Here is a 22,104-nt window from a genome sequence, read left to right as displayed (position 1 = left end):
GATTAGAAGGAGTACTTCAGGTTAACGGATACAAAGTCACGGTCGGTGTACTGGTTCTCTTCATAAGATCCGAAGTAAGCACTGTAGTTAACACCCGCTTCCCATTGGGTCTTATAAATAAACTTGGTTCCTACACTGACACGGTCTGAGTTCTGGCCACGGGTAAAACCACCAGCAGCTGAGTTGCCATTGATGTTATGGCTGAAATTGACAGGCACTTCCAGGTTGGTTCCGGGGAATACACTGTTGTATTTCAAGGTTACCGAACCGGCGATACCGGCACCGGACTCATCCATGGTGATGTCTGCATAACCAGGTAACTCGTTATTGTTATTTATGCCACGAACTTCGTTGTAACCAAATTCACCAGAGAAGACGACATCATCAGCAATGGCTGAGGCTCCGAAAGAGTGAATAACAGAAACCTGAGCCTGCAATGTATCGGCTCGACGGATGGCATCGGTACTTGCATTGAAACCTGATGGGTTTACTGCTGCATCTTTACGATAGGCTATTTCACCACCGACGTTAGTATCACCAATCAAAGTACTGAAACTGAAACCAATGAGTTTAATGTCTTCAACAAATTCACTGTGATAACTACCAGGAAGCCTAGCAGGGCCTAATGTGTAATAGTCCGCAGTTACAATGGAAGGGTTTTTATCATGATAGTTAAGGTAATAGAGGCCAAAGTCAGTACCATAGCCAAGATTTTCAGCGTAATAATTCAGGGCAACTCCCCATTGACCAGAGTCACGGGCATCAATATCTTGACCGCGTACAGCCTCACGTACACCAAGACCAGGAATAGGCAGCAACAGTGAATCCCCTGCATTATCCAAGGTATCACTGGCCCCAAAATAACTACCCGCCTCGCTGACTTCATTCTGAGCCCACTCCCACTGGCTATAGGCCGCAACGCTCAGAGTGTCATTGATGTCGTATTGCGCAAAGACCTGACCAACAGGAAGCAGGATATCTTTTACTTCAACACCAGGAACCGTAGTTTTGGTCGCATCGGCGGGGCTCATGGCAGAACTGATACCCGGAATAAACAGACTTTCCCCCCAGCTCACGACCTGCTTACCCACTCGAACGTTTAAAAGTTGGTCCCTTACATCAAACGAGCCATAAACAAAAGCATCAAGAATGCGGGCATCGGAACCGTGGGCGTCTCTTACGGCCTTACTGAACCCATCATGGTTTCCATTACCGTTAAATGTTGCCTCTGAGTCATTATCATTGGTGCCATAGTATGCACCGTCATAGAAAGCACTGCCGCGGATAAACGCACCATAATTCTTATACTGGATATCCGCTTCACTCAGCACCGAGAAGCGGTTATTGACCATGGCCCCTTTTTTGAAATTCCGGTTACCATCATCATTGTTAATATCTGCAAGGGCCTCAGCATCCTGCTCACTCACCCGCCATCCGGCACTGTAACCGACGGTTGTATCCCAGTGAACGGTCACCTCATCAGCAGGCTCGAAAGAGAGTGCATAACTGTTCTGGACAGCACCGGCCGACACCGCGGCAGACACAGCCAACGCCAGGATCGACTTCCTTGGTATTATTGTGTTTTGCATTATCAACTTCTCGATCGGTTTATTATTGTTGTTGTCATTCGACTGGGGCTGATCGTCAATGCTGCTGGCGCGCATTTGAATTTATTCGGGTTATCAATCAGCTCTGTTATGAAAATCTACAATCCGGCCAGCGTCTCCCCCCACCAGATTTCCACAGTTACTAACCATAAATCGCCATCCGGCCATCAGCAATGACAAAAACGGCCAACACTTTTTTTTCATTTCTTTTATGGGATTTTGTGGGTGCTCTCTCTGAATGATTGAAACAATAGTGCTCTATTTTCACAGCTACTATGGGAACACCACTCATAATAGTTAACTGTCATGCCCGCTTCTGTTATTTCCAGCTCTACCAAAAGCATCGTTTTGCAAATTGAAGTTTCTATAGATTCAGGCAACATGCTGAATCTTGAAGATAGTTTACAGCGTGCACTCAATGAAGCCGGGCAGCTTGGAACAAAAGAGTTATTGGGGCTATTTGAATCACCCAATAAAGAACCTATCGTCGTTAATCAGCAGAAGTGGAACTACAAAGGAAAGGTTCTTAAGCACTATGAAACCTTATACGGTCGTATACCTTTGGAGCGCTCCGTATATCAGGGTGTCAGAGGTGGCAGTACTCTGGCAGCACTTGATCTTCGTGCCGGTATTATTGGTTCAGCTACCCCCAAATTTGCCAAGTCTATCGCCTGGAAATACAGCCAGATGCCAGCGCCTGCGGTAAAAGAAGATTTTGAGACCAACCATCAAAGGACGCTTTCAAATTCTTATATCAAGCATTTATCGGACAGAGTAGGTGCATTAATTGAAGACCAGCAAGACACTCACTACCACCTTCCTCCACTAAAAGAGCCTGTTGAAACAATAGCCATTGGTCTGGATGGAACCTGCATGCTGCTTTGTGAAGAAGGCTGGAGGGAAGCCATGTGTGGGACATTGAGCCTATATTCTGCAGATGGAGACAGGCTCCACACGATATATACAGCCAGTTCGCCAGAGTATGGTAAACAAAGCTTTATGAGCAAGCTCGACGAGGAGATTGCAGATCTAAAACGACTCTACCCAAATGCCACATACATCGGGGTAGCTGACGGGGCTAGAGAAAACTGGAGTTATTTGAAACAACATACCTCTGGGCAGATACTCGATTTTTATCATGCATCTGAATATTTAGCTGGAGCAGCGGAAGCACTGTTTCCAACCAGTAAGGCGAAGCGACACCAGTGGCTTGAAGACAGGCTACATAGTTTGAAAAACAAGCGTGGAGCAGCCAAAAAAATCCTTCAGGAAATTGAATCAGCCGAGCTCCCGAAAAAGACAATCGCACTGACAGAGAAGCGCTACAAAGCTGTGAGCTATTTTACAAACAATCACCAGTTAATGAATTATCATCAGGCGCTTAAACGCCATTGGCCAATAGGTTCAGGAGTTACTGAAGCGGCTTGTAAGACTCTGGTAAAGCAACGATTATGTGGTTCTGGAATGAGGTGGAAAGCAACAGGAGCGGAAGTGCTTTTGACAACAAGAGCACTGATCCAGAGTAAGGGGCGCTGGGAACAACTTTGGTCTGAGTTCATGACTGGAAAGGTTGAAGCTAACCTATGAGTCAGTTATCAAATTGAGAGAGCACCCGATTTTGTTGAATCACACAGAACACAAAGAGCACAAAGGAAAAGAAGACATTAAATGACTTGTTATATTTTCAGGATACATTTAAGGAGATACTCAATTAATTAAAAGGCCGGATAACTCCGGCCTTTTAATTAAATTTAAATACGCAATAATAATTAATTACTGGCCGTATTCAGCACTTCTTCTTTTCTTGGCTTCAAACGCACCTTGCCGAATGAAGTACCAAAGAAAATATGACCGTCTTCATCAAGCAACACGCCGGCAAACAGGGTGTTGTATCGCTCATCACCCAGCACATAGTGGAAAACCGGTTCTCCAGTTGTCCAGTCGATGCCTTCCAGTGTCCACTCACCATTTCTGGCTCCGGTGGTATAGAGGATATTTGAGCCGGCACTCACCAGGGGCATGGCATTCGGGGAACTTAATGACGTATTAACCCAGGCATTTTCCAGCTGTCGTTTCTCGGGATTCCAGGCAAATTTCTGAATACCGTAGGGCTGATACTCTTCCCGGGTTCCGAGGAAACCATTCAGTAACATGGCGGCACGTTCTGGATAGTACCAGGGCATTCTTGGCGTGTTATTCACCATGGCTGCGCCATAGCCAGACACCACCACTGACTGTTCAGACTGAACGGCCAGCTCCGGGTCGCCCATATCCACACGGATAATACCGGCGACACGACGATCATTCGCCTCTGGCAACTTCTCCCAATCCGTCGGAATCTCATTCCGCCAGTAAAGCAGCAGGTTCATCTTCTTATCACCATCGGTGATCACCACAAACTGGTCTTCATCCCCAAAGCCCATCAGGCTTGGTGTAGAACCAGTCCCCTGCCCTGCCGTATTGCTGTACTGAACACTCCAGGCACCGTCTTTCTCATCTAGAACTTACGCATTGACAGCTCTGATAAAAGATGGTCTCAGCCAGTCTTTACCATCAGAGAAGCTCTTAATGAAGTCCCAAATAGCATCCTTGAGCGCATCATTCTTAACGCGATAGATGCTACTGAGAGATTCAGATACTTTCTTGGCCTGAAGGCAGGCATACCCAAAGATAGAGGCAAAAATATGGTTCCTGACCTGCTGCTTTCCTCTCACCTGAAAGCGCTCAATACTGCAGAGTTGTTTCAGCGCCCGGTGATACTCTTCGATCGCCCAATGGTGCAGGTGAAGTTCATTAAAGCCTACCTGTGGTGATACCTCTGATCCAGCATGGGGTGTGTAGACGACGTAATGGCGCAGCTCGTTTTTTAGCCGCGTCCGGTACAAACGCACAGAACCAAAATTACGTAGCCAAACGGTTATTCCCTCTTCAGGAATCTCCAGGCTCTGCACTTGTTGGTAGTCACCCTTTTGGATAGAAACAGTACGGTTGCTTTTAACGGCAAACATAAAACCCAGACCGTTGTTTTTCACAGTCTTCAGGTTTGCGGCACTGCTATACCAGGAATCCCCCGTAACAAATGCAGGTCGTAAGCCCCATACAAGTACTTCTTTCAGCATCTCGAGAAAATAATCATTTTTGGACTTTCCGTCCGCAGAGTCATAGATACGGAAATTGACAGGAAGGCTATAGCCTTTGATATCGGTGTAATAGAGCGTTATGAGATTAATGCCCTTGACGGCTTTATGATGCTTGCCCGAGTAATGATAGCCGATGAATGCCGTGTAGTTACTGTACGGCTTATCCAGCACCGTATCATCAACCGATAGCGTGCCCCCATCAAGAATCAGCCTTGCGGCTACTTCCATGAAAAGGTCATTGGGAGCAAAGTCTTCACGTTGTAGAAAACGGTTAACGCTGTGGTGTGACATATCTCCGATCTCACTAAGGCGAGTACAGGTTGCTGATTTCGGCTCACACAATAGAAACCCTGTATATTTCGGCAAATCACACCCAGCTGTTGTAGGTCTTGTTATCTTTCTACGCACGACGACATCCGCTATTTTTTGCTGATCTAGCAATTTTTACAGCTGCCTGTCAATGCGAAAGTCCTATCATCAACGGAAAGCTGCTCATTCTGCCAGATGACTTTGTGCATATGGTTCTGGGAAGCAACGTAGATACCGCTCTCATCAACCGCCTGCCCATTCCTTACCCAGCCTTTCCCGGTGGGGCCGGTTGCTGCATTCTCTGCATCTTCTTCAACCGCGTAATTCAGGCGAACAACCCGCTCTTCAGAGAAATCTTTTTTAACGGAAACGATATAACCGTGCTCTGTGGCAAACACAATCCAGCCATCAAAGGTCATATTCATACCAATCATCAGGCCACTGACTGAATCTGGCATGGTCCACTGACGTTTTTTCACAATTTTGCTGTTTGAGTCAGAGGGATCTGCGTCTCCGTAAACGGTGATACCACGACCACCATTATCACCGATATAGTAATCGTGATTATTGTCCAGCAACGTATAGACGCCAGAGAGCTCCTTAAACATATCCGCCTGTTTAAAGGCAAAATACATGGCGGAAAGCCCTTCTCGAGAGCGCAGTTCTTCAAGCGCACCTTCGATTTCAGGACGGCTGAACTCCTTACCCTCTACCGGGAAGCGATCGATGATATTGAAGCTGTCATGCTCTGCCTTAAACACACCATTGGCACCATTACTCCAGAACACCCGCTTACCGTCTGGATAGACACCGGAAATACTGGTACCAAACTGAAAAGGACCAAAGTGGCGATATTGCAGCTCAAAGTCATCCAGAGTACGGGTTGGTCCGATCGGGCCAGCCTGGGGAACAGAGTCCTGCTGAGCCGACGTGGTGTGACCTATAGGGTTGGTAGAATCTGCCAGGTGTGGATTGCGAGGAGCCGGGTTAGCTGCATTAATTTCACTCACATGGCCGGCAGCGAAAAAGCTGCCAATCAGGAGTGCACTCACACCCAAACTCCGAGAACGTTTACAGCATAAAGCAGTCGAACGAAAGACTTTCCCCAAAAGGGATTTACGGCTTGTTATATCCATTGTCGCAATGCTTCTTTTTTATAGTTGTTTTGTAACTATTCAGCACCCAGCAAAGGCGTATTGTTGTAATTTCGAACCGCTTTAAGAAGCGCCTGAAATATGTTCAACCCCTGCTTTTTAGCAGATGATAAATAGCTTCGGATTCGGGTAAACATGGTACCTCCGTCTTCGCTTCTGAAGCAGCCTGAGATCTTCTGCTTAAGTTTGGCCATCCTGGCATCACGTTCACTGCCATTGTTATCGAAGGGAATTGAAAAGTCCGACATGAAGCGCAACGTTTCAACCTTAAACTCAATAAGCCTTTTGAACAGGTTGTAGGCCTTGGTATTCCTGACCTTCTTACGTCCAAGCACCTGTCGTTGTTTTTCCATATAAGCGGTTTCCTTCGTGAGAGCCCTTTGAAGGATTTGGTCGTATATCGTCTCAATGCGAAGCTGTATTGCACCAGGCATTTGAGTCAGACCGGCTGCTTTGTATTTCTTGCAGAAGTGCCAGGAGAGCGTAAGCAATTTCATCAGCCGCAGAGCCAGCTTATTCGCATCCCTATCGACAACTCCCTGAAGCTCTCTCAGATGATGGGCATTACAAAGCACATGCACTGCCGCATAGGCAAAGTAGGACTTCCAATGATCGTGAACCAGAATGCCTGCAAAAGTCAGCAGGATGCCCATTGCATCCATTGCTTCACAACCTCGCCTTTCTGAGAGGTAGTAAAGCGTCCATTGGTCATCTCGCATAATGTGTAACCACCACAGTGAACCGTCAACCCGCATGCCAGTTTCATCCGCTCCTGCAACCGGACTTTCTTGTAAAGCATCGCGGATACTCTGCTCAGTAGAGGCCAGGTTCTCATGGGTATAGGCAACAAAATTGGCAACAGAGCCTGCGCTGACACTCATGCAATAAATAGTATTGAAATACTCAGACACCCGGTGATATGGGATGAAGTGATACTGGTTTAAATGAACAGCCATTGCCTGAGTCACTTCTCCGTATTGAGCAGCGGCTTTCACTCCTTGGGGAAACTCAGCGGTGTTCCGTTTACCACAAGGACATACTTTAACGTCTGCCCAGTACGCGGTAACTTCAAATTCTCCGGGTCTACCTGGATCAAAAACCTGTCGCTCAATGTATTTGGTGGGTTTAATATCGATAAGCGAAGACTGGCAACAGCAACATTTTTCAACCTTCAGATGCCTGACATAATCGGGTAAGGCGACACGTCTCAAACAAGAGCCTTGATGACCTTTCTGGCCACCTGGTTTATTGCCTGAAGATGGTCTAAGGCTTTTGGGGTTCGGTGTTTCCTGTGAGGAGCAGGGGGCTTCTTTGGAAGATGTATCACCTTTATCACTCCCTTTTTTACTGGGCTTTTGATAACCATCTGACGATGGTGGCTTACTACTGTTTTGACTGTTTTTATTAACCCTTTCTTCCAGTTCGCTGCAACGTTCCCGTAAAAGCGCATTCTCGGTCCGAAGCTCTTCATTCTCTTTAAGGAGAGCTTCGGTAAACGGAGTAGCTGGGAAGTCTGGTTCCATACTGGAGATTTGTTAGAAAAATTGAGTATAAGATGATGGTCGAAAAATCAGAAAATTCCAGATTTATATGAAGGGTGCTGAATAGTTACGTTGTTTTTTTAGATCCCGGATTCCAGTGATTACACAGTAAAAGACTGCAAACCTCTGAAACAATGGCTGTACCTTATGATTAAAGCCAGTGAACAGACAATAACAAATTCGGCCACAAACAAAGCCAAAACAACATTACAGATTAAACAAGGTGGAAAATGACTTGCCTGCCACATCCCTATGGCATTTGAAGATTACTGAAACATCAACCCAGCGTTGCAACACTTTTCAGAATCAAGCGCACCAGCATAGTTTGACGGGTTACTCCGGTTTTTGAAAAGATCGAACGCAAATGCGCCCTGGCTGTATTTCGACTGATCCCAAGCTCCTCGGCAGTTTCGTCAAGCGTGAGTCCGTTTGCCAGTATCATCGCCAGCTGGGCTTCTGCCGGGGTTAAATCGAACAACGTCTTGACAATATCCCGGGGTGCCTGAGATTGCTGCTCAGGGTCGCCAACAAATAAAACAACAGAAGGCGTATGTTTAGCTTTTGACCATTGAGAGGGAGGAACAGAACGCACAACAATGCCAAGATCACTCTTACCTGAAGGCCGCTGTACTCTCAATGCTTCGACCACCGAAGGCTGATTATCATTCTGGGCAGCCAGCACATCCCTGATCAGTTCTTTCAAGCGCCGGGTGTCACGACTGCTTCCTACCTGTAGAGAACCTCCGATCAGTTCGATTCCATCCTTCTCTTTCAGCAGATCACTGGCCACCTGGTTACTCTGGAGCACTTTGGCCTCTTCATCCAGAATAATGGTTCCCACTGCCAGTTGATTCACAGCGCCTGCATAAAGGTTCCGCTCTGTTTCAATTCGCCCCAACTGGGTATGCAGCTCAATCGCCTCCTGCAAATGAGGCACCAGCATCTCGACAAAGGCCTTATCCCCATCATTAAAAGCGCTGCTTTCGTGTCCCCGGCTGATTCTCAGACTGTATTTCGCCCCATTGTCAGTGCCGATATCCACCCCCAGCACATGAAAAACATCCATCGGCTGCAGGAACTGTCGACAATACTCTGAGTCAACCCGCTCACTGCTTGAAATAAATTCATCAAGACTCACTACTTTGGCACTGGGCAGATCAACAAAAGGGTCCATCGCGTAAAAATGACTGTTGTAGGAAGCGACAAACTCTTTTCCAGTTGTTCCTGTGGTAAGAAAAAGACCGTCATGGTCATCAGTAGGGGGACTGATAACTATGGTCACATAGTTTGCTTCCAGCTTACTTTGTAGACGATCAAGAAAACCAGACCACGGCACATTTTCCAGAATGCCCTGATAAAGAGCTTTAATTAACCGGCTAAACTCTTCAATATCGATGGTATATTTCATAATTTATTCTTTTTTTACTCATTATCGTCCATGAAGACGATAAAAGACTGAGATAGCTTGTGCTAATTTAACAAAAAAGGTAACTATTCAGCACCCTTCATATAAATCTGGAATTTTCTGATTTTTCGACCATCATCTTATACTCAATTTTTCTAACAAATCTCCAGTATGGAACCAGACTTCCCAGCTACTCCGTTTACCGAAGCTCTCCTTAAAGAGAATGAAGAGCTTCGGACCGAGAATGCGCTTTTACGGGAACGTTGCAGCGAACTGGAAGAAAGGGTTAATAAAAACAGTCAAAACAGTAGTAAGCCACCATCGTCAGATGGTTATCAAAAGCCCAGTAAAAAAGGGAGTGATAAAGGTGATACATCTTCCAAAGAAGCCCCCTGCTCCTCACAGGAAACACCGAACCCCAAAAGCCTTAGACCATCTTCAGGCAATAAACCAGGTGGCCAGAAAGGTCATCAAGGCTCTTGTTTGAGACGTGTCGCCTTACCCGATTATGTCAGGCATCTGAAGGTTGAAAAATGTTGCTGTTGCCAGTCTTCGCTTATCGATATTAAACCCACCAAATACATTGAGCGACAGGTTTTTGATCCAGGTAGACCCGGAGAATTTGAAGTTACCGCGTACTGGGCAGACGTTAAAGTATGTCCTTGTGGTAAACGGAACACCGCTGAGTTTCCCCAAGGAGTGAAAGCCGCTGCTCAATACGGAGAAGTGACTCAGGCAATGGCTGTTCATTTAAACCAGTATCACTTCATCCCATATCACCGGGTGTCTGAGTATTTCAATACTATTTATTGCATGAGTGTCAGCGCAGGCTCTGTTGCCAATTTTGTTGCCTATACCCATGAGAACCTGGCCTCTACTGAGCAGAGTATCCGCGATGCTTTACAAGAAAGTCCGGTTGCAGGAGCGGATGAAACTGGCATGCGGGTTGACGGTTCACTGTGGTGGTTACACATTATGCGAGATGACCAATGGACGCTTTACTACCTCTCAGAAAGGCGAGGTTGTGAAGCAATGGATGCAATGGGCATCCTGCTGACTTTTGCAGGCATTCTGGTTCACGATCATTGGAAGTCCTACTTTGCCTATGCGGCAGTGCATGTGCTTTGTAATGCCCATCATCTGAGAGAGCTTCAGGGAGTTGTCGATAGGGATGCGAATAAGCTGGCTCTGCGGCTGATGAAATTGCTTACGCTCTCCTGGCACTTCTGCAAGAAATACAAAGCAGCCGGTCTGACTCAAATGCCTGGTGCAATACAGCTTCGCATTGAGACGATATACGACCAAATCCTTCAAAGGGCTCTCACGAAGGAAACCGCTTATATGGAAAAACAACGACAGGTGCTTGGACGTAAGAAGGTCAGGAATACCAAGGCCTACAACCTGTTCAAAAGGCTTATTGAGTTTAAGGTTGAAACGTTGCGCTTCATGTCGGACTTTTCAATTCCCTTCGATAACAATGGCAGTGAACGTGATGCCAGGATGGCCAAACTTAAGCAGAAGATCTCAGGCTGCTTCAGAAGCGAAGACGGAGGTACCATGTTTACCCGAATCCGAAGCTATTTATCATCTGCTAAAAAGCAGGGGTTGAACATATTTCAGGCGCTTCTTAAAGCGGTTCGAAATTACAACAATACGCCTTTGCTGGGTGCTGAATAGTTACAAGATACTGATTATGACTTCCAAACGGGACTGGAAGAGTTTGATTACTTCTCCGAGCTAGGTTGCGAAGAAACAACAAAAATCGAGCAGAACGTAACAACTGGTCATACCGCGCCTTTATTTAAGTTCACAACCGAATTCGACGACCTTGACAATGCTGTTGAGCCCACACCAGCACAAGGTAAACAATATGAAAGCTTCGATGAGACTTACGATTCAGAAGAGCCTTTTGGAAGCGAGCCACCACTTGACAGCAACCATACAGAGAAGGCATGTAAGAATACTACAACTGGAAAAACAATAATTTCTGAGGATACTCAACAATTACCATCTCCACTGACAATTTCTCCTGGAATAAAACAACAACCCAGCACTACCATACCAAGACTACTACTGAAAGATTTTGCCAGAAAGTGCCAACCAGCTTCTGACTCCGAAAAAACATTAGAAGTTCGCAATCATTTTCACGACCATATATTAGAAGCAATAAGCAACCAGCCTCCACCAATGATTAAAACCCAACCACTCCCTGCTACCAATAACAACACTTTCCCAGTTATTATTGTAGGAAGTGCCTCTTTTGAACAATACGTCTATTTTCATTGGGGTCCAAACCCTCTAGAGCTTTTAAAAGACTTATTACTACCAGAAGGCATAAACAAAAAACTCCTGAAAATAACTTTAACCCCAAGAGATATTGATATTTCAGTCAAAAAAGGTTTTTTAATGGAGGAAATTGCACATACAGCGAGTAAATGGATAAAAAATGCAAGGAGTGACTATAAACCTGAACTAGGAAAAACCAGAATTGAAAAAGGTGAGGAATCTACTGAAAATAATATTATTATCAGAAGAGTACTTTTATTGAAAGATAAGCCAGATCCTAGAGCAGAAGATATCGTTTACGCTGTCGACCTGTCACAGAGCAACGGTGTTGAAGATTACAACGAGCTAGAAATTAGAACACATTTATTGATACAAGGAGTTGATAGAATTATTCAGAGTGAACTCAAGTTTACTAAGCTTCCTCCTGGCATGGAAGAAAGAGCCTTGAAAGCAATTGCCCGCCTATACCTACTGGCTGCATTAGAGACCGTAAAACCTAAACTCAACCAGTTATCAAGGGGACTATTAGCCGGCGCACTTCGGGATATTCCTTATCATGACCCTGTATTTGATCAATTTGCACAATCATTAGAAGGCTCTCCACTCTACGTGTTCTGAACAGAAGAACAGGCAAACAACAATAAATTATAATTCTTGATTTTTTTTACTATCAATCCGCACCGAACCGATAAACCAAAGACCCCATCAACGTCTGCCGGCCATCAAACCCAGCCTCAAACACACCCTGCAGTTGGTCAGAAAATTCCAGAGTTACTCCCAAAGAAGGGCTCCAGGGATTATCCGCCTCGACATCCAGCTCAAGCACCATCGGCTCAGAAATACCCGGCAATTGCTGCTCTACAGTGATTCGCTGATCCAGCCAGAGATAGCTGACACCCGCCATCCAGGTAACTGGAAACCCTCCTATACGAGAGGTATAGCCAACACGAGGAGTTACCATCACCGCATTCACTCTGGAGCGTACAACGTTCAACTCAGCTCTTGAAGCATTGATGTCCAAAGTGGTCACCCACGGTCCTTTACCATAAACCAGAGTTGCACCAAGCCCCCAGTTAATACCATGATACTTTTGATACATAGTCATCGATGTGCTTAACTCACCACCGGGGAAGTTGGGCGTTGGATCAAATACCGTAGTACTGTCTACCAGTGTCTTTCCTTCCATATAACCCGCCATGAGATAGACATTCATAAAAGGAAGTAGCCAGGCATCCAGCCGGATATTAGAAACCTGACTGTCATCCTCAACCCGGTTAAAGGACAGATCTTTAATATATTCCCCTGCCCTGCCCCGAAAGGTCACACCACTGAGCTTACTATCCTGCTCCATAGACATGGTGGTAATGGAAAGTCCCCAGGTTTTTGGCATATCGGTACCCTCAGGAACCCATTCACTGCCAAAAATCGGGCCATAGCCTTCAGAAGAATGAGCACCGGCCATCCGGGCATCATCGGCTACAACGGTATAACTCAAACAGATCAGCAAAAAGAAAACCGAGAAATGGCGGAGTACAGCTTCCATGGGAATCATTCCTGAACTTTGTTTATTTATTGTTGTTATCAGGTGCTTTCAGCCCTTATCCCCATGGTATTGAAAGGGCGTAGAACCATCAATAACAAAAAAGGCTAAGTATCAGAAATTCAGTAGAAATTGAGAGAAAAATCAGGCCAGTAGCAAGCCAGCCTGATTCAGAAGAAAAATTAACGCCCGGCTTCAAGCTGCTTCTGGCGAGCCCTGGCCATCTGGTCAATATAAGTGAGCATTTCCTGAGTATTGGTGGCAGGATCAGAAACCCGCGCCTTATACACGTCAATGGTCAATTGCTGCACCTCAGGATGATCAGAGTCTGCCATCCAGGCCCAGTCAGCCATATGACTGGCCAGGGCCAGATCGGTTTTCATTACCTCACGGGCTCTGACCACCAGCTGGTCAACACCACCGGCCAGGCCAGCGATCTCGGCACCACGGCTGGCCCAGGGTGCTGGTGACCAGTCAGACGGAATATCACTCCACCATCCGGTGTACTGCTTGAGCAGCATTTTGGAAATATCCTTGGCGCTGACGTATTTAACCTGAAGGGTCGGGTGATTAGCCAGCTCCTCAGGGAGCTCTATTCCATCAACAATCAGATCTTTTCTTACGCCTTGATTCAAACCGTCCAGCGTCTGCTCAGTGATGGACTCAAGCGCTTCAGCCAGAACAACAAAGTTCTCCTGAATCTCTTTCCCAGTGGTAATACCGACACCATGGGATGGCAATAAAACCTCAGGCTTCAGTGCAGCCATTTCACGCATGGCTACCGCCCAGTCCTCAACATAGCGCTGCCTGCGCTTACCATTGCCAACATTGGGCAGGAACCCCTGATAGAAGTCACCCACGGCAATCGCCTTACGCCCTGGAATCCAGACATAAAGATGGTCGTCTGTTTCACCACGGTGATGCTGCAGAACAAACGCTTCACCACCAATGGTTAACTCCAGACGATCCTTAAAGGTTCTGGTAGGCCAGACAATATCGTCCTTTTTAGCCGGCAATTCATCTACAGGCTGACTCATATAGTTAGCCAGTGAGCCCCGCAACTTTATATAACGTTCAAAACGGGGAATGATGTTCTCATGGGCAATAATCTGGGCATTCGGACTGTCTTCAACCAATGCGTAGGTGCCATAGGCATGATCGGTATGGCCATGGGTGATAATAATGGTATGAATAGGCTTATCACTGACGCTGCGAATGGCTTTGATCAATGCGGGACCCGCCGGTGCCATGCCGGTATCAATCACCACCAGTCCTTCGTCAGTCTCCAGCAGGATCGAGTTAACGATCGGCATATGAATAATCCACATGCGGTCACCTGCCTGCTTGACCTCAGTCATCTCCAGCGCATCCTGAATGGCTGGCTCATAATTCTTGCCAAAAATATGCTGACCAATATTTTTGGAGAAATTCCCCCCAAAGCCACCACCCACCATGACACGCTGAATCAATTCCGGGTTTTCAATCAATACCCGCTCACGAATATCCCCGCTGAACTGATCAGCAACGGTACTCAGCGCCGACTTTTTAGCAACCTGGGCACTGCTACGCACCTGATCACCCAGCTCGGTATCACTGAGCATCACCCCCACACCGGTAAACACAAGAGCTGTTGCTGCATAGCCAATCAGGCTTTTTATTTTTGCCATTTTTTTACCACTTTTTTTATTGTTTGATCAGCTTGTTAATCTGGATTGATTAAAACCAGAGAACCACACAGCATCATCGTCTGATAAGACTACGAAAATCACAATGCAGTGAACTATCTCATCAGGTCTGATATGAACTTCAAGATGGCTCCCGGATTCTGATAGTCAACAGGAATATCATGAACACCTTCTGCAACCTCGAGAAAAAGACTGGGAAAGCTATTCCCTCCAATACTACGAGCAAATCTTATTTCCTCCATCAATAAAGCATCACACTCTGGCGATTTCATAAACTGCCCAAAGTGTTTTGAATTGAGGCCTGCTTTTTCCGCACAGCTCAACAAGACGTCATCGTTAGATGGGTTCTCTGCAAGAAGGTAATAAGCCTGTTGAATCGCAGTAATCATTGCCAACTCACTATGCGCTCCTGCCAATTCTCTGGCAGCAATTACGGCCCTGCAGGCCTGATAGGTAGAGCGTCGCGGAATATTCTTCGCCCAGAAGTCATAATTAAAATGCGTTCCCAGCAACTGTTCGATCTTCTGCCAGTGATTTCGAATCTGATCCGCCATCTCAGCTGGCATTGGCTTATCCGAATCCGGAGCAAGACCACCAGCAACCAGTCGAACCGTTAGTTCATCAGTTTGATAGTCCTGCTGAATAGTGCTGTATACCGTTTGCCAGACAGGAGCAAAACCCCAGCACCAGCTGCACATGGGATCATGAACATAGATAAGTGTTGCCAAAACAGACCTCCATCCAGTAAAGCCAGAAAACTGAAAACAATAAAGCCGGCTAAGTGCCGGCTTTATTGTTAAGAGCAAAGACCTTATTTAAACAGAAGCAGCTGGTGTCGCACTACTGACATTCCGCCCCTGCGCCTTGCTGCCCAGCAACAACCTGGCAAGCGCTGGCAACAACCAGATCGCACCAATCATATTCCAGACAAACATAAAGGTCAGGAGAATACCCATATCCGCCTGGAACTTCAGTGGCGAGAAGATCCAGGTGCCCACACCAATCGCCAGCGTCACACCCGTAAAGGTTACGGCTTTACCGGTAATCTTCAGCGTTGAATAATAGGCTTCTTCCAGAGACATCCCCTGCTTCAGGAAACTCTCTAAACGGCTGTAGATATATATGCCGTAATCCACACCAATCCCCACACCCAGGGCAATCACCGGGAGTGTCGCCACCTTAACACCGATTCCAAGGTAAGACATTAGCGCCTGACAGAGAACCGAAGTCAGTCCAAGAGGAATAATGATGCACAGAACCGCTTTCACTGAACGGAACGTAATCAGGCAGAGAATACTCACCACCGCATAGACCCAGAACAGCATTTTATTCTGCGCCTGGGCTATGACCTCATTGGTAGCCGCTTCAACGCCAGAGTTACCGCTGGCCAATACAAACTGATAGTCTTCCGTATTATTAATGGCAGCAAAATCTTGAGTTGCCTTGACCACACGCTCCAGCGTTTCTGCCTTGTGATCATCAAGGAAAAGGATAACCGGAGCACTGGAACAGTTGGTATTGAACAGTCCTGCCGCACTCGCTACTGAACTGTTCAGTACATAAGGGTTACGGGAGAGGCTCTGCCATTTCATACTCCCCTCGTTCAGCCCTTTGATCACCTGCTTGGATACCGTAACCAATGAGAGAGCAGACTGAACACCCGGCACATTCTCCATATGCCACATATATCGGTCGATCGCATCCATCACCGGATAAGAGGTACAACCTTCAGGTTGGGTTTCCAGAAAGGTAATGAACAGATCAGCACTGGTGGAATAGTTACTGTTAATAAACAGGTTATCCAGGTTGTAGCGGGAGTCTGGATGAAACTCCGGAGCACCCGGATCAAGGTCACCAATTTTCAGATCCGTTGCCTTATAAGCACCGGCAGCAAAACCCAGCAGTGCAATCAGGATAGAAACCGGCATCACCTTTGCACTGGCCAGTTTTGCGACCACTTTCCAGACTTTTGCCTCTTCTTTCTGACTCTTTCTTGCATAGTCAACAGAACGCTTGCTGACTTTGATAAACGACATCAGAACAGGAAGCAGGACCAGGTTGGTTAAAATAATGGTAGCGACACCCACACTGGCCGTGATCGCCAGATCCTGAATCACCTGAATATCAATCACCAGCAGGGTAAGGAAACCAATGGCATCAGAAATCAGTGCCACCATGCCGGGAATATAAAGGGTACGGAATGTTCGGCGCGCAGCGGTCAGAGAATTTGCTCCCTGTGCGGTTTCAACGCTGATACTGTTAATAATCTGAACACCATGGCTCACACCAATAGCAAACACCAAGAAAGGAACCAGCACTGAGTAGAGGTCAAGACCATAGCCAAGGGTAGCCAGCAGGCCCATCTGCCATACAACCGCAGTCACTGACGTCAACAGCGGAATAATGGTGCTTTTCAGGCAACGGGAGTAGAGGAACAACAGAATACTGGTAACGCCAATAGCGATAATAAAGAACCAGACAATGGCTTTAACGCCTTCGAACAGATCACCAAATACCTTGGCAATTCCCGTAATATGCAGATCAACACCTTTCTCTGCGTATTTGCTGCGCAGCTCTTCCAGCTGATCAGACAGGTATTGGTAATCCAGGTTTTCACCGGTTTCCGGTTTTTTCTCAAACAATGGCGCACTGACGATACTGGAACGGAAATCGTTGGCAATGATCTGCCCCACCTGGCCAGATTTCAGGATATTTTCTCTAAGCAGATCCAGACTGGCTCGGGTACCGTCGTAATATTCAGGAATAACCGGCCCACCGGTAAACCCCTCTTCTGTCACTTCAATCCAGCGAACCGATGGTGTCCAGATGGACTTCATATTGGCCCGATCAACACCCGGAAGGTAAAAAACTTCATCATTAATCTGCTTAAGCAATTCCATATACTCAGCGGAAAAAATATCGCCATCCCGGGCAGCGACAGCAATTCGAATGGTATTACCGGAATTGCCGCCCTCTTCCATATGACGAAGCATATTCTGGATAAAAGGGTGTTGCAGCGGCACCATCTTCTGGAAACTGGCATCCACCCGCAATCCAGTCACCAGCTTCCAGGTCAGAAACAGCGAAACCAACAGGAAAAACAGGCAAACCCGCAGACGATTATTGAAAATCATCCGCTCCATTATTGGCTCACTGCCTTGATACGATGAATGATTAAAAGACGACATAACTGGCTGCCCCGGATTCTTTTTAATTGTTCTTTTTATGGCTTACATCAAACACATTCACTGTCATACAAGATGAAACAGTACTGTACCCGCTTCTACTCCAACACATTGCCTTCCAGGGTCATCCGGTAGGCGCCACCCTGGCCAACAACGACAATGAACCCATCACTACTGGGTGCCAGAGCACTCAGTGTCATCCGATCAGGTCTGTGTGAAACCGACAGATCACTTTTCACACCTGAAGCCAGCCCCGCTCCATAGCCGGACCCCGTCAGCACCGCTCCGGAATTGCCAACCAGCGCAATACTGCCATCAAACAGCTTTGCTGAACCAAAGAGCGTTTGATCGGTACCAGAGCTCAGCGGTTGCCAGGTTTCCCCCAGGTCAACACTCTGATAAATATTTCCCCTTAATCCATGAACCAGAACTCGACCATTATCACCACTCAGACCAAACCAGGAACCTTCATAAGGGCTGCTCAGGGTTACCCAGGACTGACCAGCGTCAGAAGAGCGGAAGAGAATACCAGCCTCTCCGGCAAGAAAGAGATTACCCTGACCATCGTCGTTAATGGCGTTGTAGTGAAACTCATCATCATTGGCGATGCGATCATCGATAAAGTCCCAGCTCTGACCACCGTCGACCGTTTCAATGATGTAACCGTACGCACCCACGGCAAAGCCGTGAAGGCTGTCCTTAAACCACACATCAAGAAGAGGAACGGTTGCTTCACGATCAACATATATCTGCTGCCAGGTTTCACCACCATCTTCTGTCTTCAGAACAATGGCATCATGCCCGACAGCATACCCAATCATTTCTGAGGGAAAGTGGACCGCCGTCAGCATTTGCATTGTGGGTACACTGGCCTGCTGCCAACTGACCCCATGATCATCGGAATAGACAATGTGACCGCGCTCACCAACGGAAACCAGCCTGACAGCACCGTCGGTTCTTGTAACATCCAACAATAGACTGTTAGCCGCTTTCTGGGATTTAACTGCCGGGCGATCAAGACCCGCCTCTGGTGACGAAGCGTGTACCTGAGGGGTTGAAAGGATTGCGAAAGAGAGTACGGCACCCAGCACAGCATGAAGCGCCGAAGACAGGCGGGAGAACTTTGCAGGCTCAGCCTTTATACCACTTTGTTCAAGAGTGTCCAGACCGACTGAACCACCCCTGCGGTGACTCCCCCTAATGAAACCAGAGGCAACAGGCATACGACTCCCCTTGTCTTAATATTCTTGTTTTTAGTGCGACGATTATAAACAAACATTATTTAACAGCGAAGCACATCCAGCTATGGGTGTGACAAATGAAACGATTGTTTACAAAAAGATCTCCTGCCCGCTTTGTTATTTTGTGTTCAGTGCATGGCAGAGCATCAATATAGCGACCAACTTTACCGAATAGAGCAAATAAAATTCTCATCCAAAGGGACTATTGCGAAAATATTTTCACTCGTTAGTTCAAGATCCAATACTTACAGGACAGGTTAGCCTGTTCAAGTCCTGCAATTAATAAAGAGTGCTGACCAGGAACGAGCAGGCTCCTTATTCAAGAAGCCTGCTTAAAAAGAGAGGAATCAGAGGCTTTTAGTGACCACTTCATAAACATCAGAAGACAGGCCCGGAGTTGCTTTAATTCTCTCCAGTGCCTTGCGCATCCGTTCACGGCAACCAGGCTCAAATTTACGCCAGCGGGTTAACGGAGTCATCAACCGTGAAGCAATCTGCGGGTTCTTCTTATCAAGATCCAGCAACTGGTCAGTCAGGAACTCATATCCCAGACCATCCACACGGTGAAACTGCTTCATATTCCCGGCAAAACCACCCAGAACAGAGCGCAGCTTATTAGGGCTGGTTGCATCAAAGATCTCATGCTGCATCAGTGTCAGAATATGCTCCAGAGTTCCCAGTGATGGACTGGAGGCCTGTACCGACAGCCATTGGTCCATAACATTGGTGTCATCCTGATAACGCTCAAAGAAATCAGTCAGCACTTCCTCAATCAGCTCTTTGTCCTGACAGCCGGCATTGACAATACTGGCAAGCGCAGCAAAGCGATCCGTCATATTCGATGCGCCATGATACTGCTGCTCCGCCAGTGCCAGCATGCCTTTATCATCAAGACTGGTCAGATAGGAAAGACTGATATTTTTCAGCGTGCGCTCAGCAATATCTTCAGCCTCAGGACGATAGGGTTTATCGACACTCAGTGATCGCCACAAAGCCTCCAGTGCTGGCTTATTAGCCTCTGAGATAGCCCGTTTAACCTGAAGCCTTGCCTGATGAATATATTGCGGATAGACCTCTACAGCCTGTTCAGCAAGAGATGCTTCCGATGGCAATGACAACATTTCAGCTTTCACAGCCAGATCCAGAGATTCATCACTGATAATCGTACCAAACGCCTTGATCAGGCTTGCATCAGGACTGCACTCCTTTCCCTGCTCCATGGCGGCAACCATTTCATCAATAACACCACTGGCCAGGCGCTGACTGGCATCCCAACGGTTGAAGTGATCGCTGTCATTTTCCATCAGGAACAGGAGATCATCACGGGAATAGTCATACTTGACCCGAACTGGCGCAGAGAATCCTCTCAATATAGAAGGCAGTGGACGCTCTTCTATATGGTCAAAAGTGAATACCTCTTTCTCCTGTGTTACATCCAGTACCAGATCGGTATCTCCGGCTTTATTGAGAGACAGGTCATCTCCCTCACCATCCAGAATCCCGATACGAACTGGAATATGGAACGGAAGTTTTTCCTTCTGCCCTGGTGTTGAAGGACAGGATTGCTCGATAATCAGCTGGTACTGTTTTTTCTCTTCATCGTACTCATCGCTGACCGTCAGCACCGGTGTCCCCGCCTGACTGTACCAGCGTCGGAACTGGCCAAGGTCTCGACCAGAGGCATCTTCCATGGCTTTGACAAAATCTTCACAGGTCACGGCCTGGCCATCATGACGTTCAAAATAGAGGTCAGATCCCTTACGGAAATCCTCTGGGCCAAGAATGCCATGAATCATCCGCACTACTTCAGCCCCTTTTTCATAAACGGTGACTGTATAGAAATTGGAAATCTCAATGAACGACTCAGGTCTTACCGGATGAGCCATTGGCCCGGCATCTTCGGCAAACTGGGCGGTACGGAGAACGTTAACATCCTCAATCCGTTTTACCCCCCGGGAGTTCATGTCGGCTGAAAATTCAGAATCCCGGAAAACCGTAAAACCCTCCTTAAGACTGAGCTGAAACCAGTCGCGACAGGTCACACGATTACCGGACCAGTTGTGGAAGTATTCGTGAGCAACAATCGCTTCAACCCGCTGGAACCGTGCATCCGTTGCGGTGTCCGGACTGGCCAGAACACAGGCTGAATTGAAGATATTCAGCCCCTTGTTTTCCATGGCTCCCATATTGAAGTGATCAACGGCCACGATCATGAAAATATCCAGATCGTATTCGCGACCATAGACCTCTTCATCCCACTTCATGGATTTCTTCAGAGAGATCATTGCATGATCACACTGGTCAATATTATGCGCTTCTGTAAAGAGCCGCAGCGTCACCTCACGACCACTCATGGTCGTAAAATGGTCTTCTACATACTGCAAATCACCGGCGACCAGGGCAAAGAGATAACTTGGCTTTTTGAACGGGTCTTCCCAGGTAACGTAGTGCCTGCCATCGTCCAGTTCTCCACGCTCAATGTCATTACCATTCGAAAGGAGTACCGGATAGGCGGTTTTGTCTGCCGTAATTCGGGTGGTGAACCGGGACATCACATCTGGACGATCCAGATAGTAGGTAATCTTACGGAAACCTTCTGCCTCGCACTGGGTACAGAACATGCCATTGGATTTATACAGCCCTTCCAGGGATGTATTTTCCTGTGGTTTGATGCGGCAAACGGTCTTGAGAGTGAAACTCTCGTTGGGCGACATAATCTTGAGAAAGCCACCCTCTACCTTGAAGTCTGAAAATGGCTTGTCATCGATCTCAACAGAAACCAGTTCAAGGTCATCCCCTACCAACACCAGCTCAGGAAGGTTATCTTCACCCTGTTTGCCTGACTTGTTATCAAGGTTACGATAAATACTCAGAACCGAAGTAACCATCGTATGATCTTCATAAAGATCAAAAGTCAGGTTCGTTTGATCAATCCAGTAGTCAGGTGCCTGATAATCTTTCAGGTAAATCGCTTTTGGTTGCGAGTCTTTCATCTTGTTCATCCCACTATT

16 protein-coding genes are annotated in these 22,104 nt (G+C 46.9%); 3 read left to right on the top strand and 13 right to left on the bottom strand.

The annotated features are described in order from the left end of the window. Positions 1-2: 2 nt before the first annotated feature. Positions 3-1,664, bottom strand: coding sequence for a DUF1302 domain-containing protein (locus tag ACOCLE_RS03745; RefSeq protein WP_419535565.1), 1,662 nt, complete (start codon positions 1,662-1,664; stop codon positions 3-5). A gap of 85 nt (positions 1,665-1,749) precedes the next feature. Further along, positions 1,750-1,899, bottom strand: a complete 150-nt coding sequence (locus ACOCLE_RS03740; RefSeq protein ID WP_419535564.1) for a hypothetical protein — start codon at positions 1,897-1,899, stop codon at positions 1,750-1,752. A gap of 14 nt (positions 1,900-1,913) precedes the next feature. On the opposite strand from ACOCLE_RS03740, the gene ACOCLE_RS03735 reads away from it, so the two are divergent. Next, positions 1,914-3,194 (top strand): ISKra4 family transposase, encoded by a 1,281-nt coding sequence (locus tag ACOCLE_RS03735; RefSeq protein WP_419532972.1) that lies wholly within the window; start codon positions 1,914-1,916, stop codon positions 3,192-3,194. A gap of 182 nt (positions 3,195-3,376) precedes the next feature. On the opposite strand, the gene ACOCLE_RS03730 is transcribed toward ACOCLE_RS03735, so the two are convergent. The 5 genes from ACOCLE_RS03730 to ACOCLE_RS03710 all read right to left on the bottom strand — a co-directional run bounded on the left by ACOCLE_RS03730 (position 3,377) and on the right by ACOCLE_RS03710 (position 9,159). Then, positions 3,377-4,030, bottom strand: a complete 654-nt coding sequence (locus ACOCLE_RS03730; protein ID WP_419535563.1) for a hypothetical protein — start codon at positions 4,028-4,030, stop codon at positions 3,377-3,379. 81 nt (positions 4,031-4,111) lie between these two features. After that, entirely contained in the window at positions 4,112-5,155 is a 1,044-nt protein-coding gene (locus ACOCLE_RS03725) for a transposase (RefSeq protein WP_419533005.1), read from the bottom strand. 26 nt (positions 5,156-5,181) lie between these two features. Next, positions 5,182-6,108 (bottom strand): hypothetical protein, encoded by a 927-nt coding sequence (locus ACOCLE_RS03720; RefSeq protein WP_419535562.1) that lies wholly within the window; start codon positions 6,106-6,108, stop codon positions 5,182-5,184. Between the two features lie 119 nt (positions 6,109-6,227). After that, the gene (gene tnpC / locus ACOCLE_RS03715; RefSeq protein WP_419532963.1) at positions 6,228-7,733 is read right to left on the bottom strand and encodes an IS66 family transposase; all 1,506 of its coding nucleotides are present in this window, start codon (positions 7,731-7,733) and stop codon (positions 6,228-6,230) included. 295 nt (positions 7,734-8,028) lie between these two features. Beyond that, on the bottom strand, positions 8,029-9,159 hold the full coding sequence (locus ACOCLE_RS03710; RefSeq protein WP_419535561.1) for a helix-turn-helix transcriptional regulator: 1,131 nt from the start codon (positions 9,157-9,159) through the stop codon (positions 8,029-8,031). Between the two features lie 168 nt (positions 9,160-9,327). Here ACOCLE_RS03710 and tnpC (ACOCLE_RS03705) point away from each other — a divergent pair, with 168 nt between their 5' ends. Together tnpC (ACOCLE_RS03705) and ACOCLE_RS03700 are read left to right on the top strand one after the other, a co-directional pair. Next, the gene (gene tnpC / locus ACOCLE_RS03705; RefSeq protein WP_419532963.1) at positions 9,328-10,833 is read left to right on the top strand and encodes an IS66 family transposase; all 1,506 of its coding nucleotides are present in this window, start codon (positions 9,328-9,330) and stop codon (positions 10,831-10,833) included. 510 nt (positions 10,834-11,343) lie between these two features. Beyond that, positions 11,344-12,060, top strand: coding sequence for a hypothetical protein (locus ACOCLE_RS03700; protein WP_419535560.1), 717 nt, complete (start codon positions 11,344-11,346; stop codon positions 12,058-12,060). A 52-nt stretch (positions 12,061-12,112) separates the two neighbouring features. On the opposite strand, the gene ACOCLE_RS03695 is transcribed toward ACOCLE_RS03700, so the two are convergent. The 6 genes from ACOCLE_RS03695 to pepN form a co-directional block, all read right to left on the bottom strand. Further along, positions 12,113-12,985 carry a hypothetical protein gene (locus ACOCLE_RS03695; RefSeq protein ID WP_419535559.1) on the bottom strand — a complete coding sequence of 291 codons (873 nt, stop codon included), beginning with the start codon at positions 12,983-12,985 and terminating at the stop codon, positions 12,113-12,115. Positions 12,986-13,164: 179 nt separating this feature from the next. Next, positions 13,165-14,649 (bottom strand): MBL fold metallo-hydrolase, encoded by a 1,485-nt coding sequence (locus ACOCLE_RS03690; protein ID WP_419535558.1) that lies wholly within the window; start codon positions 14,647-14,649, stop codon positions 13,165-13,167. A 113-nt stretch (positions 14,650-14,762) separates the two neighbouring features. Continuing rightward, entirely contained in the window at positions 14,763-15,395 is a 633-nt protein-coding gene (locus ACOCLE_RS03685; RefSeq protein ID WP_419535557.1) for a DsbA family protein, read from the bottom strand. Positions 15,396-15,482: 87 nt separating this feature from the next. Next, positions 15,483-17,855: an efflux RND transporter permease subunit gene (locus ACOCLE_RS03680; protein ID WP_419535556.1), complete on the bottom strand. Its 2,373-nt coding sequence runs from the start codon at positions 17,853-17,855 to the stop codon at positions 15,483-15,485. A gap of 95 nt (positions 17,856-17,950) precedes the next feature. Further along, the gene (locus ACOCLE_RS03675) at positions 17,951-19,075 is read right to left on the bottom strand and encodes a WD40/YVTN/BNR-like repeat-containing protein (RefSeq protein ID WP_419535555.1); all 1,125 of its coding nucleotides are present in this window, start codon (positions 19,073-19,075) and stop codon (positions 17,951-17,953) included. 365 nt (positions 19,076-19,440) lie between these two features. Continuing rightward, positions 19,441-22,095, bottom strand: coding sequence for an aminopeptidase N (pepN, locus tag ACOCLE_RS03670; protein WP_419535554.1), 2,655 nt, complete (start codon positions 22,093-22,095; stop codon positions 19,441-19,443). Between the last annotated feature and the right edge of the window lie 9 nt (positions 22,096-22,104).

Source organism: Endozoicomonas sp., assembly GCF_965196975.1.
In the GTDB taxonomy this organism is placed as follows: domain Bacteria; phylum Pseudomonadota; class Gammaproteobacteria; order Pseudomonadales; family Endozoicomonadaceae; genus Endozoicomonas.
Note: the sequence above shows the minus strand (reverse complement) of the source record. Positions and strands in the feature narration are given on the sequence as shown.